This is a genomic window from Shinella sp. Sh6 (genome assembly GCF_055392685.1).
The window spans coordinates 339,653-352,586 of record NZ_AP044007.1 but is presented as its reverse complement, the minus strand read 5'-3'; the positions used below and the strand labels follow the sequence as shown (position 1 = coordinate 352,586).

The following is a 12,934-nucleotide window of genomic DNA, read 5'->3' as shown; positions in this document are numbered from 1 at the left end:
TCGGCTCCGCAAGGAGGCCCGGCGGCTGGTGCCGCCGGGATGAAATCATCCCGAGACGATGATTATTCGATGCCGAGGTCCTTGCGAACCTGCTCGTAGTTGTCGCGCAGCGCGATCTGGCCGGCGGTGAGCGTCAGCTTTTCCGGCTCCTTGCCGTTGGCGATCCACTCGTACATGTTGAGCGCGGTCTCGTAGCCATGGCGCTTCGGCGAGATGATCACGGTGCCGAAGAAGCCGGTCGGCGCGGGCTTCTTGAACTCGTTGATGGCCGAGTCCGCGCCGCCGATGCCGACGCCGATCATGCTGTCGGCGGGAATGCCGACGCTTTCGCTGGCGCGCACGGCGCCGAGCACGGCTTCGTCATTGAGGCCGACGGCCACCCACTTCTTGATGCCGGCATTCTTGTTGAGAACGACCGTCGCGGCGTTGAGGGCCGCTTCCGTGTCGGTCTTGGCCTGCGGGGCGTCGAAGATGTTGGCTTCCGGGAAGCCGGCGGCCTTCAGCACCGAGAGCGCGCCTTCGACGCGGTCGACGGCGGTCGGAAGCTGGTCGTAGGAGACGCGGATCGCGCCGACGTCCTTCATGTCCCAGCCGCGCTTCTTGATCTCGTCGACGATCGACTGGCCGACGGCCTCGCCGATCTTGGTGGCCGAGATGCCCATGTGCGGCACGTCCTCGATCGGGCTGCCGTCGGCGTTGACCAGGCGGTCGTCGACGGTCATCAGCTTGAGGTCGTTGGCGGCGGCCTTGGCGACGATGCCGGGGCCGAGCTTCACGTCGGGCGTGCAGATGATGAAGCCCTGCGCGCCCTGTGCGCCGAGATTGTCGATGGCCGACTGGACCTTCTCGCCGTCCTCGGCGCCGATCTTGACCAGGGTGAAGCCCTTCTCCTTGGCGGCGACGTCGGCGAATTTCCATTCGTCCTGGAACCACGGCTCTTCCGGCTGCTTCACGATGAAGCCGATCTTCACGTCGGCAGCGAAGGCGGAGGTTGCGGCGATGACGGCGACGGTGCCAGCCAGAATGGCTGTCTTGATAAAGCCCATTGTCTCTCTCCCAAATTAACTGCGCCAGCAGTCCCTTGGGTGTAGTGGCTTTCATCATATTCGTCAATTGCCTTTGTATGATGAATTGTCTATCAATGTATGACAGTCATGTCGGAATGATGCGGATCCGGTCGTCGCCATCGCGAAGGAAACGCGGTATGCATCGCAGACGGAACGGGGTGGAGAATGACCGTGCAGGAACAGAGTGGGCGCTCGAATGCGCCCGAAGGCGAGGGGAGCGTGCGCCGCCCCCGCGTGCAGAAGAACGTGACACGGGCGATCGCCACCGACATCTGTGCCGACGTCTTCCCGATCGGCGCCTTCCTGCCGACGGAGGCGGAACTGTGCCTGCGCTACGGCGTCAGCCGCACCGTCATCCGGGAATCGCTGAAGATCCTCGAATCCAAGGGACTGGTGCGCGGGCGCTCGCGCGTCGGCACGGTGGTCTGCCCGAAGGAGGAATGGAACATCCTCGACCAGCAGGTGCTGGAATGGATCGGCCCGCGCATCTTCGAGCTCGATCTTCTGACCTGCGTGCTCGATGCGCGCCGCGCCATCGAGCCCTTCGCCGCGGAATTCGCCGCCGAGCGCGCCACGGTGCAGGAAGTGGCCGAGATCGAGCGGGCCTGGCAGGCGATGCGTGATGCCGAAGGGGACCTCGAAGCCTTCACGAAGGCGGACGTCGCCTTCCATGCCGGCCTGCTGAAGGCCAGCCACAACCAGGTCTTCATGCAGCTTGCGAGCATCATCCAGGCCGCGCTGGAATTCTCGCTGCACGCCTCGAACGAGGCGGCGGATGCGCGCGACGAGGCGGTGGAGATCCACCGGCGGCTCGTCGAGGCGCTGCGCATGCGCGACAGGGCGGCGGCGCGCGAATGCTCGCACCGCATGCTGGATATCGCCGCCCGCGACATCGCGATCGCCGTCCGCAACCACCCGGCACCTGCCGAGCGCTGAGGAGAAACGGGATGGCTGGACGTCTGGACGGCAAGCGGGTGATCGTGACCGGCGCGGCGCAGGGGATCGGCCTCACCATCGCCGAGGTCTTCCTTGCCGAAGGCGCACGCCTTTTCCTGATCGACCGCGACGGCGATCTCCTCGCGCGCGAAGCGGAACGGCTGCGCGCGGCGGGCGGCAGGGTCGGTCACGCCGCGGCCGATATCACCGATGCCGCGGCCATCGAGAAGGCCGTCGCCGCCGCAACGCGTGGGATCGGCCGGCCGAACGCCCTCGTCAACAATGCCGGGGTCAACGTCTTTTCCGAACCGCTCGACCTTTCGGATGCCGACTGGCAGCGCTGCTTCGACATCAATCTCAAGGGCGCGTGGAATTGCAGCAGGGCCGTCCTGCCGGGGTTCCTGGAGGAGGGCGGCGGCGTCATCCTCAACATCGCCTCGACCCACGCCTTCACCATCATCCCGCACACCTTTCCCTATCCCGTCGCCAAGCATGCGCTGCTCGGCATGACCAAGGCGCTGGGCCTCGAATATGCCGGCAGGGGCGTGCGGGTGAATGCGCTGGCGCCCGGCTATGTGCGCACGCAGAAGGTCGTCGACTACTGGAACGGCTTCCCCGATCCGGCCGCCGCGGAAGCGGCGACGATGAAGCTGCATCCCGGCGGGCGCATCGCGGCGCCGGAGGAGATCGCCAGGGCCGCGCTCTTCATGGTCTCGGACGAATGCCCCTTCATGAATGCCACCTGCCTGACGGTCGACGGCGGCATGAGCGTGCTGCATCACCCCTGACCGCAAAGCTCCAGCATCGCCAGCGCGTTTTCGCCGGCGGCGCCGGAGGCCGTGTTGTCGAAGACGCACCAGCCATCGTCGGCAAGCAGCCGCGCGAAGGCGGCGATCTCCCCGTCGCCGTAGCTGGAATAGTACATCTGCGGCGTGCCGTGCAGGCGCACATATCGCGGCGGCTCGGAAAAATCGTCCGCTTGCCAGACGGGGGCGGGGCTCGCAAGCACCCGGTCCAGCCTGTAGCGGCGCAGCAGCGTCAGCGCCGGCTCCGATGCCCAGCTCCTGTGGCGGACCTCGACGGCGAGCGGGCCGGCATGGGCCTGCCGCATCGCCGCGAACGCCCGCTCCGCCTCCTCGGCATGGAAGGCGAGCGAGGGCGGCAACTGGCACAGCAGAGGGCCGGTCTTTTCGCCGAGCGGGGAAATCTCCCCGATGAAGTGCTGGAACGGTGCGCCGATGTCCCGCAGCCTCCGGCCGTGGGTGATCTCCCTCGGTATCTTCACGGCAAAGCGGAAATCGTCCGGCACGGACCCGGCCCAGCGGGCATAGGTGGAAGGCCTGTGGTGGCGATAGAATGTGGAGTTGATCTCCACGCCTCTGAAGACCGCCGCATACCGGCTGAGAACCGTGCCCTCCTCGGGAAAGCGGTGCGCGACCGCCTTCGGGATAGACCAGGCGGCCGTTGCGATGATCGGCAATTCCATCCCTCCCTGCCGTTCGGACAACTGAACACGTCTTCAAGGCGGACGGTGCGGAATGGTTCCGGGCGAACGGCGCGATGGAAGGCCGCTAGCGGCTTGCATTCTCCTCTATCGCCTTGCGCTGCTCTTCCGTCAGCGGGCGGATATTGGAGCCGCGCAGGAGGAGGAACAGCCTTGCCGTCTCCTCCAGCTCCTCCGTCGCATATTGTGCGTCCGCGAGCGTCTTTCCCGCGACGACGGGGCCATGGTTCGCCAGGAGCACGGCATGGCTTTTCTCCGCCCTTGCGGCGACGGCCTCGGCGAGCGCCGTCGCGCCCGGCGGGAAGTAGGGCACCAGCGGCAGCCTGCCGACCCGCATGACGTAGTAGGCGGTGAGCGGCGGCAGCACGTCCTCGGGATCGGTATCGGCAAGGATGCTGACGGCGACGGAATGGGTGGAATGCAGGTGCACGACCGCGCCGCTTTGCGGACGCTTGCAGTACATGCACTGGTGGAGGAAGGCTTCCTTGGTCGGCTTGTCGCCGCCGGTGTGCACGCCTTCCGCGGAAAAGCGCGAGAGCCGCGCCGGATCGAGCGCGCCGAGCGAGGCATTGGTCGGCGTCATCAGCGTCTCGCCCGTCGAAAGCCGCACGCTGATATTGCCCGTCGAGCCGAAGGTGAGGCCGCGGTCGAAGATCGACTTGCCGACGGCGGCGATCGCGTCGCGTGCCCTGGTTTCCTCCGAGAGAGTGGCGGTCATCGCAGCAGGTCCCATGCCTTGAGGAGGAAATCGTCGGTGCCGAAGTTGCCGGATTTCAGCGCCAGCGCCACGGGCTCGTCGTCGCCGAGGCTGACGGTCCAGGGCACGCCCGGGTCGATTTCCGGCCCGATGGCGAGCGCCTTGGGGCCGAGCGCATGGGTGACCGCGCCGGACGTCTCGCCGCCGGCGACGACGAAGCGGCGGAAGCCGGCCGCCCTGAGCCGCACCGCGACCTCGGCCAGAAGATGCTCGACCAGCGCACCGGCCTCCTCGCGGCCGAGGGCGGCCTGCGCCCGGGCGACCTCCGCCGGATCGTCGCTCGAAAAGACGAGAGGCGTTGCGTGATCGCTGCCGATGGCCCAGCGGGCGGCGGCTTCCGCCGTCATCCGCCCTTCGGCGATCTCCTGCGGATCGACCTTCAACGCGGGAACGCCGGCCGCGCGCGCGGCGGCGATCTGCCGCCGGGTGGCCGCCGAGCACGAGCCGGCGATGATGGCCGCGCGCCCTGCCGGGGCGGAGAAGGGATGGGCGCTCGCCGCCCCTTCCTGAAAGCCGAAATTGGCGGGCAGGCCGATGGCGACGCCCGAGCCGCCCGTAACGAGCTTCAGCCCCGCCGCCGCCTTGCCGATGGCCCTCAACTGGTCGTCCGTGACGGCGTCGACGATCAGCATGCGCAGGCCCTCGCCTCCGGCCCTGTCGAATGCGGCCCGGATCGCGCCTGCGCCTTTTTCCACCGTCTCGTAGCCGACGAGCCCGACCGGCAGCGCCGTCTGCTTGCCCAGCACGCGCACCAGGTTGGCGTCGCGCATCGGCGTCAGCGGATGATCCTTCATCGAGCTGTCGGAAAGCAGGAGGTCGCCGACGAAAAGGTGGCCCCTGTAGACCGTGCGGCCATTGGCCGGAAAGGCGGGGCAGGCGATCGTCAGCGCCGCACCGGTCGCCTCCAGCAGCGCCTCGGTGACCGGGCCGATATTGCCTTCGTCGGTGGAATCGAAGGTCGAGCAATATTTGAAGAAGATCTGCCGCGCGCCGGCATCCAGCAGCCGGCGGGCGGCCGCGAGCGACTGGGCGACGGCATCTTCCTTGGGGACGGTGCGCGACTTGAGCGCCACGACGACCGCATCCGCCGCGCCGAAATCGAAGGCTGCATCCGGCACGCCGATCACCTGCACCACGCGCATGCCGCCGCGCGCCAGCATGAGGCAGAGGTCGGTCGCCCCCGTCAGGTCGTCGGCAATGGCCCCAATGAACATCTCGTCCTCCTTGCGCCCGTCAGGCGGTCGCGCCCTCGATGATCTCGTATCCGGTATTCACCACCTCGGTTACGGCCGGCCGCTTCGGCTCCGCGATGATGCGCTCGGCGGCGATGCGGCCGATCTCGAAGCGGTTGGAGCGCACGGTCGACAGCGGCATGGGGATCGCCTGGCCGATATCGAGCCCGTTGAAGCCGAAGAGCGCGAGGTCCTTCTTCACGGCGATGCCGGCGGCAAGGCAATGGAAATAGCCGCCGACCGCCATGTCGTCGTTGACGAAAACCGCGGCATCGATATCCGGCGCCGCGGCCAGCAGCCTCGGCAGCATCTCCGTTCCCCCCGTGACGGAGCTCGGCCCGTCCGCATGCACCTCCGCGGCAAGGGAAAGGCCCGTATCGGCAAGCGCCGCGACGAGGCCTTCGTAGCGGAGCCGCGCGCGCCGGTCGGCGGCCCAGTCGTGGCCGACATAGCCGATGCGGCGATAGCCCCGGGCGATCAGGTGCCGGCCGCTGTCATAGCCGGCCTGCCGGTGGGAAAAGCCGACGACGAGGTCGACGGGATCGCCCTCCGTATCCATCAGTTCCACGACGCGCACGCCGCTTTCCGACAGGAGCCGGCGCGTGACGTCCGTATGGTCCGAGCCGGCGGTGATGATTGCCATCGGCTGCCAGGCGAGCAGGGAGGCGAGGATCTCCTGCTCCTTGTCACGGTCGTATTCGCTGACGCCGAGCAGGGGCTGGTAGGGGCTGCCGGCCAGCCCCTCGTAGATGCCGCGCAGCACTTCGGGAAAGACGATGTTGTGCATCGAGGGCAGGATGACGCCGATGAACAGCGACGCGGAGGAGGCGAGCGTGCCGGCTGCCCGGTTCGGCACGTAGCCGAGCGTCTCGATCGCCCCGCGCACCCGAAGCCGCGTCTCCTCGGCGATCGGCCCCTTGCCGCGCACGACCCGGGAGACGGTGATCTCGCTCACGCCGGCAAGGCGGGCGACATCGGTCAGCGTGGGTTTGATCGGCGGCATGCGCGGTCTTTCAGGCGGTTTCAAGCTCTATGACAGCGCTAACATATTTTTCTTGCAGGGTCCGCGTCAATGTGTTTGACTGGGTTTATGTTAGCGCTGTCATAAGAACGGCGGGGGGAGGACGGCATGGATCCAGCGAAATCGGTCGCCGTGATCGGCCTTGGCGCCATGGGTCTCGGCATGGCGCGCTCTCTGTTGCGCGCAGGCCTTTCCGTTTCCGGTTACGACACCAATCCCGATGCGCTCGACGCGCTGAAGGCCGCGGGCGGCCGGGCAGGGGCGAGCGCCGCGGAGGCGGCGCGCGGCGCCGATATCCTCGTTCTCGTCGTCGTCAATGCCGCGCAGGTCGAAAGCGCGCTGTTCGGCGCGGAGGGCGCCGCGGCGGCGCTTGGTGACAGCGCGGTCGTCATCGCATCGCCGACCATGGCCCCGCAGGAAGCGCAGGATTTCGCACGGCGCGCGGAAGCCGCGGGCCTTCTCTATCTCGATGCGCCGATCAGCGGCGGCGCCGCGAAGGCGGCGGGCGGGGCGCTGACGGTCATGGCCTCGGGCGCGCCGGAAGCCTTCGCCGCGGCCGCGCCCGCGCTCGATGCCATGGCGGAGACCGTCTACCGGCTCGGCGACAGCGTCGGCATCGGCTCGTCCTTCAAGATCGTCAACCAGCTTCTGGCCGGCGTCCACATCGCCGCCGCATGCGAGGCGATCACCTTTGCAGGCAGCCTCGGGCTCGACATCTCCCGTGTCTTCGACGTCATCACGAAATCGGCCGGCAATAGCTGGATGTTCGAGAACCGCATCCCGCATGTGCTGGCCGGCGACTATACGCCGATGAGCGCGGTCTCGATCTTCACCAAGGACCTCGGCATCGTCTCCGATCTCGGGCGAAGGCAGAAATTCCCGCTGCCGGTGACGAGCGCTGCGCTGCAGCTCTTCGTCATGACGGAGGCGGCGGGCATGGGGCGCGACGACGATTCCTCCGTCGCCCGGCTTCTCGCCGGCATATCCGGGCTCACGCTGCCCGGCATGGGGCCGGAGGAGAAGGACTGAGATGCCGCGATTTGCCGCCAACCTCTCCATGATGTTCACCGAGCGGCCGTTCCTCGAGCGGTTCGGCGCGGCGGCGGCGGCGGGGTTCGAGGCGGTCGAATACCTGTTCCCCTACGATCATCCGGCCGATGAGGTTGCCGCGGCCCTGCGGGCGGCGGGCCTGCGGCAGGTGCTCTTCAACCTGCCGCCGGGGGATTGGGCGAAGGGCGAGCGCGGGCTTGCGGCCCTGCCGGAGCGCGCGGAGGAATTCCGCCGGTCGGTCGCAAGGGCGCTCGATTATGCGCGGGCGCTGGATGCGCCCATGCTGCATGCGATGGCGGGCCTTGCCCCGGCCGGAGAGCCGGCCGCGACCGCCGCCTATCTCGACGCGCTGCGCTTTGCGGCGGATGCGGCCGGCGAAGCGGGGCGCGCGCTCCTCATCGAGCCGATAAACCGGCGCGACATGCCGGGCTATTTCCTCGACGATTTCGGCCGGGCGGCCGAGATCGTCGACAGGCTCGGGCATCCGAACCTGAAGCTCCAGTTCGACATCTACCACCGCCAGATCCTGCACGGCGACGTGCTGAAGGGGCTCGAAGCGCTGCTGCCGGTGATCGGCCATGTGCAGACCGCCTCCGTGCCGCAGCGCCACGAGCCCGGCACCGGCGAACTCGACGATTTCCGCATCTTCGAGGCGCTCGACGCGCTCGGATACGAGGGCTGGGTGGGCTGCGAATACCGCCCTGCCGGCGCGACCCTCGACGGCCTCGGCTGGCTGGAGCGCGCACGCGGGTCTCAGGACGTCCGTGCGGCGCACAATCGAAGGGCGTCCTTTTGATGCGGCGCGGCGACGAAGCTCACTTGACGGCCCCGGCCTTTCCGGCTTTGCTGGCAACTGATCTGCTGGACCAACCAGTAGATCAGTGGGAGGTCGGGATGGCGATGGGCGAACGCCCCGTGCTGGTCGAAATGCCGAAGGTGGGCAAGTCGCTCGACCGGCGCACCGCGCGCGACATCATCGCCGAGAAGATCATGGTCCTGATCGCGATCAACATGCTGCGGCCGGGAGACGAGCTGCCGGGCGAGCGCGAGCTTGCCAATGTCATGCATGTCAGCCGGGAGACGGTGCGCGGCGCCATCCAGCAGCTTGCCGCGCGCAATATCCTCGACGTCGCCCAGGGCAGCCGCACGCGCATCAGCAATATCGACCTCAGCCACCTGCCGGTGACGATCGTCTCGTCCAACGCCATCAACAGCTACGATCTGGATGCCGTGCATGCCGCGCGCCTGCATGTCGAACTGAAGGTGGTGGGCGATGCGGCCGAGGCCATCGACGACGAGACAATCGCAAAGCTCGAGGACCTGCTGGAGGCGCACTGGCTCGGCGGCGACGACGCCATGCGCTTCCTCATCTGCGACCGGGAATTCCACGTCTCGATCTACCGGGCCTGCGGCAACCCGCTGCTCGCCGATTTCGTCACCGATCTCTACACCTACATGATGGATTTCCGCCGCTCGGCCATGTCGCGGCCGGGGGCGATCGACGCGAGCTACCGCGACCATGTGGAGATCGTCGAGGCATTGCGCCGGCGCGACCGCGAGGCGGTGACGCAGGCATTCCGCAAACATCTGCAGCGCATCTACGCGACCACGAGGGAACTGGTCGCGGATGCCGGCAGCCGCATGAAGGGTTCCGGGCAAGAGCAGCACTAAGGTCCGGTCTACGGACAGGCACGACGGGGAGGTCCGCCGCATATGCATGTAATGGTGATCGGAGCGGCCGGCATGATCGGCCGCAAGCTGGTGGAGAAGATCGCGGCCGATCCCGGCGCGCTCGGCTATGACGTTACGGCGATGACGCTGGTGGATGTCGTGCTTCCGCCGGTTCCCGCAGGGCTTTCGGCTATCGCCTCCGCGCTGGCGCTCGACGTTTCGGATCCCGGCGTCGCCGCGGGCCTCGTCGCCGGGCGCCCCGATGTCATCTTCCATCTTGCCGCCATCGTCTCGGGTGAGGCCGAGGCCGATTTCGACCTCGGCTACAAGGTGAACCTCGACGGCACGCGCTTCCTCTTCGAGGCGATCCGGCAGGAGGGCCTGCAGGCGCCCTATGCGCCGCGCGTCATCTTCGCCTCTTCCATTGCGGTCTTCGGCGAGCCCTTCCCGGAGAAGATCGGCGATACGTTCTTCACCACGCCGCTGACGAGCTACGGCACGCAGAAGGCGATCTGCGAACTGCTGCTTGCCGACTATACGCGCAAGGGCGTCTTCGACGGCATCGGCATCCGCCTGCCGACCATCTGCATCCGTCCGGGAACGCCGAACAAGGCGGCGTCCGGCTTCTTCTCCAACATCCTGCGCGAGCCGCTCGCCGGCAAGGAAGCCGTGCTGCCGGTGGACGAGAGCGTGCGCCACTGGTTCGCAAGCCCGCGCTCGGCGGTGGGGTTCTTCGTCCATGCCGCGCGCATGGACACGGCCCGCATCGGCCCGCGCCGCAATCTGACGATGCCCGGCCTTTCCGCCCTCGTCGGCGAGGAGATCGAGGCGCTGGGACGGATCGCCGGGCCGAAGACGGTCGCCCTCATCCGCCGTGAGCCGGATCCGGTGATCCGCCGGATCGTCGCCGGCTGGGCGACCGACTTCGACGCGCAGCGCGCGAGCGAACTGGGCTTTACGGCCGAGAGCACGTTCGACGAGATCATCCGCATCCATATCGAGGACGAGCTGCAGGGTCGCATCGGGCATGGCTGACGGGCAGGAATAAGCGTGGCGGACCGCCGGGGCGCAAGGTCTTGAGGAGGACCCGCCCCGGCACGGCACGGCAAATCGGTTCTGGGAGGAACGTATATGGCAGGCGTTGACTTCGTCGATGTGAGGAAATCCTTCGGCGCCTTTCCGGTCATCAAGGGCGTCGACATCGAGATCGAGGACGGGGAGTTCGTGATCCTGGTCGGTCCGTCCGGCTGCGGCAAGTCCACGCTGCTGCGCATGCTGGCGGGGCTGGAGAACATCACGGCCGGCGAGATCCGCATCGGCGACCGGGTCGTCAACACGCTGCCGCCGAAAGAGCGCGACATTGCGATGGTGTTCCAGAACTACGCGCTCTATCCGCACATGACCGTGGCGGCCAACATGGCCTTCTCGCTGATGCTCGCCGGCAGCCAGAAGTCGGAGATCGACAGCCGCGTCGCCAGGGCGGCGGATATCCTCGGCCTTTCCAAGCTTCTCGACCGCTATCCGCGCCAGCTTTCCGGCGGCCAGCGCCAGCGCGTGGCGATGGGCCGCGCCATCGTGCGCGATCCGCAGGTCTTCCTCTTCGACGAGCCGCTCTCCAACCTCGACGCGAAGCTGCGCGTCGCCATGCGCTCGGAGATCAAGGAGCTTCACCAGCGCCTGAAGACGACGACCGTCTATGTCACCCACGACCAGATCGAGGCCATGACCATGGCCGACAAGATCGTCGTCATGCACGACGGCATCGTCGAGCAGATCGGCGCGCCGCTCGACCTCTACGACAATCCGGCGAACCTCTTCGTCGCGGGCTTCATCGGCTCGCCCGCCATGACCATGATCAACGGCCGGCTCGACCCGGAGGACGCCCATGCTTTCGTGACGGCGGACGGCACGCGCCTGCCGGTCGCCCGCCCCGCGGCGGCCGCAAGGGACAAGGATCTCGTCTACGGCCTCCGGCCCGAATACATCGCCCTCGATGCGGCAGGCCTTGCGGCCGAGGTCGTGGTGATCGAGCCCACCGGCTACGAGACGCAACTGGTCGTCAAGCTCGGCGGCGCGGAGGTCACCTGCGTCTTCCGCGAGCGGGTGACCGTTCGCCCCGGCGAGACGATCCGCATCGCGATCGACGCGAACCATGTGCATCTGTTCGATGCCGAGACGGGCGTGAGGCTCGTCGACTGAACATCGCCCAGCACCGCCGGGAGGAGGGCCCGGAGGCGCTGGCGGCGATTGGGTCCCGGCAGGCCGGGCACCGATGCGGGGCATTCGCCGAAGCGGGACGGCGAATGCTCGAACGAGCAAAGCCCGCATCCTAGGAGGAGTGCAAATGACGTTCAAAAGACGCGATTTTCTTGCAGCATCCGCCGCTGCGGCCGGCCTTGCCGGTCTCGGCATCCGACCGAGCTTCGCCCAGGCGGCCGAGCCGACCTACACGCCGGAGGAGGGCGCCAGCCTTCGCCTCCTGCGCTGGACGCCGTTCGTGCAGGGCGACGAGGACGCCTGGCTCGCCAATACCAAGAAGTTCACCGAGGCGACCGGCGTCGAGGTCCGCGTCGACAAGGAAAGCTGGGAGGACATCCGCCCGAAGGCTGCCGTGGCCGCCAATGTCGGCTCCGGGCCGGACCTCGTCATGTGCTGGTTCGACGATGCCCACCAGTATCCCGACAAGCTGGTCGACCTGACGGAGCTCGCCAACTATCTCGGCGGCAAGTATGGCGGCTGGTACGACGGCATGAAGGGCTATGCGATGCGCGGCGACAAGTTCATCGCCATGCCGCTGACGGCCATCGGCAACGCGGTCGTCTACCGCCAGAGCCACATGGAGGCCGCCGGCTTCAAGGAGTTCCCGAAGGATACGGACGGCTTCCTCGAACTGTGCAAGGCGCTGAAGGCCAAGGGCACGCCCGCCGGCTTCCCGCACGGCAAGGCCGTCGGCGACGGTAACAACTATGCCCACTGGCTCTTGTGGAGCCACGGCGGCAAGATGGTGGACGAGGGCGGTGCCGTCACCATCAACAGCCCGGAGACGATCAAGGCGATCAACTACGCCAAGGCGCTCTACGAGACCTTCATCCCGGGCACCGAGAGCTGGCAGGACATCAACAACAACCGCGCCTTCCTTGCCGGCCAGGTATCGCTGATCGCCAACGGCGTCTCGGTCTACTACGCGGCGAAGAAGGACCCGGCGCTCGCCGAGATCGCGGCGGACATCCGCACGACCAACTTCCCGATCGGCCCCGTCGGCCAGAGCGTCGAGCTGCACCAGACCAGCTCGCTCCTGCTCTTCAACCACACGAAGTATCCGGAAGCGGCCAAGGCCTACATCAAGTTCATGATGGAAGCCGAGCAGATGAATTCCTGGATCACCGGGGCGAGCGCCTATTGCTGCCAGCCGCTCAAGGCCTTCGCCGACAACCCGGTCTGGACGGCCGACCCGATCCACGCGCCCTATGCGCGCGCCTCGGAGACGCTGCGCCCGAATGGCTATGCCGGCCCGCTGGGCTACGCCTCCGCCGGCGTGATGGCCGACTACGTGCTCGTCGACATGTTCGCGGCGGCCGTGACCGGCCAGATGACGCCCGAAGAGGCGGCCGCGGAAGCCGAACGTCGCGCCAACCGCTACTACCGCGTCTGACGCGACACACCGCTCCAGGCCCCGGCGGCGCGTTGCCGCCGGGG

Annotated in this window: 13 protein-coding genes; 8 read left to right on the top strand and 5 right to left on the bottom strand. The window is 67.6% G+C overall.

Annotated elements, in window-relative coordinates:
• Positions 1-62: 62 nt before the first annotated feature.
• The gene (locus tag ACZ5TO_RS23845) at positions 63-1,046 is read right to left on the bottom strand and encodes an arabinose ABC transporter substrate-binding protein (RefSeq protein ID WP_184142806.1); all 984 of its coding nucleotides are present in this window, start codon (positions 1,044-1,046) and stop codon (positions 63-65) included.
• A gap of 186 nt (positions 1,047-1,232) precedes the next feature.
• Here ACZ5TO_RS23845 and ACZ5TO_RS23840 point away from each other — a divergent pair, with 186 nt between their 5' ends.
• A complete protein-coding gene (locus ACZ5TO_RS23840) occupies positions 1,233-2,003 on the top strand; it encodes a FadR/GntR family transcriptional regulator (protein WP_184142803.1) in 771 nt (256 codons plus the stop codon).
• Between the two features lie 11 nt (positions 2,004-2,014).
• On the top strand, positions 2,015-2,791 hold the full coding sequence (locus tag ACZ5TO_RS23835) for an SDR family oxidoreductase (protein ID WP_464801119.1): 777 nt from the start codon (positions 2,015-2,017) through the stop codon (positions 2,789-2,791).
• On the opposite strand, the gene ACZ5TO_RS23830 is transcribed toward ACZ5TO_RS23835, so the two are convergent.
• The 4 genes from ACZ5TO_RS23830 to ACZ5TO_RS23815 form a co-directional block, all read right to left on the bottom strand.
• Positions 2,782-3,483, bottom strand: coding sequence for a DUF72 domain-containing protein (locus ACZ5TO_RS23830; protein ID WP_464801118.1), 702 nt, complete (start codon positions 3,481-3,483; stop codon positions 2,782-2,784). The genes ACZ5TO_RS23835 and ACZ5TO_RS23830 overlap by 10 nt on opposite strands.
• A 91-nt stretch (positions 3,484-3,574) precedes the next feature.
• Positions 3,575-4,225, bottom strand: a complete 651-nt coding sequence (gene otnC, locus ACZ5TO_RS23825; protein ID WP_184142795.1) for a 3-oxo-tetronate 4-phosphate decarboxylase — start codon at positions 4,223-4,225, stop codon at positions 3,575-3,577.
• Positions 4,222-5,478 (bottom strand): 3-oxo-tetronate kinase, encoded by a 1,257-nt coding sequence (otnK, locus tag ACZ5TO_RS23820; protein ID WP_464801117.1) that lies wholly within the window; start codon positions 5,476-5,478, stop codon positions 4,222-4,224. Before otnK ends, otnC begins: the two co-directional genes overlap by 4 nt.
• A 19-nt stretch (positions 5,479-5,497) precedes the next feature.
• Positions 5,498-6,499 (bottom strand): LacI family DNA-binding transcriptional regulator, encoded by a 1,002-nt coding sequence (locus ACZ5TO_RS23815; protein WP_464801116.1) that lies wholly within the window; start codon positions 6,497-6,499, stop codon positions 5,498-5,500.
• 126 nt (positions 6,500-6,625) lie between these two features.
• On the opposite strand from ACZ5TO_RS23815, the gene ltnD reads away from it, so the two are divergent.
• The 6 genes from ltnD to ACZ5TO_RS23785 all read left to right on the top strand — a co-directional run bounded on the left by ltnD (position 6,626) and on the right by ACZ5TO_RS23785 (position 12,890).
• Positions 6,626-7,546 carry an L-threonate dehydrogenase gene (gene ltnD / locus ACZ5TO_RS23810; RefSeq protein WP_464801115.1) on the top strand — a complete coding sequence of 307 codons (921 nt, stop codon included), beginning with the start codon at positions 6,626-6,628 and terminating at the stop codon, positions 7,544-7,546.
• Position 7,547: 1 nt separating this feature from the next.
• Positions 7,548-8,363, top strand: a complete 816-nt coding sequence (gene otnI, locus ACZ5TO_RS23805; protein WP_464801114.1) for a 2-oxo-tetronate isomerase — start codon at positions 7,548-7,550, stop codon at positions 8,361-8,363.
• A 104-nt stretch (positions 8,364-8,467) separates the two neighbouring features.
• Positions 8,468-9,238 carry a FadR/GntR family transcriptional regulator gene (locus ACZ5TO_RS23800; protein ID WP_464801303.1) on the top strand — a complete coding sequence of 257 codons (771 nt, stop codon included), beginning with the start codon at positions 8,468-8,470 and terminating at the stop codon, positions 9,236-9,238.
• A gap of 42 nt (positions 9,239-9,280) precedes the next feature.
• Positions 9,281-10,273 (top strand): D-erythronate dehydrogenase, encoded by a 993-nt coding sequence (gene denD, locus ACZ5TO_RS23795; RefSeq protein WP_464801113.1) that lies wholly within the window; start codon positions 9,281-9,283, stop codon positions 10,271-10,273.
• Positions 10,274-10,369: 96 nt separating this feature from the next.
• Entirely contained in the window at positions 10,370-11,437 is a 1,068-nt protein-coding gene (locus ACZ5TO_RS23790) for an ABC transporter ATP-binding protein (RefSeq protein WP_464801112.1), read from the top strand.
• 145 nt (positions 11,438-11,582) lie between these two features.
• Positions 11,583-12,890 carry an ABC transporter substrate-binding protein gene (locus ACZ5TO_RS23785; protein ID WP_464801111.1) on the top strand — a complete coding sequence of 436 codons (1,308 nt, stop codon included), beginning with the start codon at positions 11,583-11,585 and terminating at the stop codon, positions 12,888-12,890.
• Positions 12,891-12,934 lie beyond the last annotated feature (44 nt).

Bases quoted from the DNA above. Each gene is read 5' to 3' on its own strand.
- denD (WP_464801113.1), top strand. From the start codon at position 9,281: ATGCATGTAATGGTGATCGGAGCGGCCGGCATGATCGGCCGCAAGCTG.
- otnK (WP_464801117.1), bottom strand. From the start codon at position 5,478: ATGTTCATTGGGGCCATTGCCGACGACCTGACGGGGGCGACCGACCTC.
- ACZ5TO_RS23840 (WP_184142803.1), top strand. From the start codon at position 1,233: ATGACCGTGCAGGAACAGAGTGGGCGCTCGAATGCGCCCGAAGGCGAG.
- otnI (WP_464801114.1), top strand. From the start codon at position 7,548: ATGCCGCGATTTGCCGCCAACCTCTCCATGATGTTCACCGAGCGGCCG.
- ACZ5TO_RS23790 (WP_464801112.1), top strand. From the start codon at position 10,370: ATGGCAGGCGTTGACTTCGTCGATGTGAGGAAATCCTTCGGCGCCTTT.
- ltnD (WP_464801115.1), top strand. From the start codon at position 6,626: ATGGATCCAGCGAAATCGGTCGCCGTGATCGGCCTTGGCGCCATGGGT.
- ACZ5TO_RS23800 (WP_464801303.1), top strand. From the start codon at position 8,468: ATGGGCGAACGCCCCGTGCTGGTCGAAATGCCGAAGGTGGGCAAGTCG.
- ACZ5TO_RS23835 (WP_464801119.1), top strand. From the start codon at position 2,015: ATGGCTGGACGTCTGGACGGCAAGCGGGTGATCGTGACCGGCGCGGCG.
- ACZ5TO_RS23845 (WP_184142806.1), bottom strand. From the start codon at position 1,046: ATGGGCTTTATCAAGACAGCCATTCTGGCTGGCACCGTCGCCGTCATC.
- ACZ5TO_RS23785 (WP_464801111.1), top strand. From the start codon at position 11,583: ATGACGTTCAAAAGACGCGATTTTCTTGCAGCATCCGCCGCTGCGGCC.
- ACZ5TO_RS23815 (WP_464801116.1), bottom strand. From the start codon at position 6,499: ATGCCGCCGATCAAACCCACGCTGACCGATGTCGCCCGCCTTGCCGGC.
- otnC (WP_184142795.1), bottom strand. From the start codon at position 4,225: ATGACCGCCACTCTCTCGGAGGAAACCAGGGCACGCGACGCGATCGCC.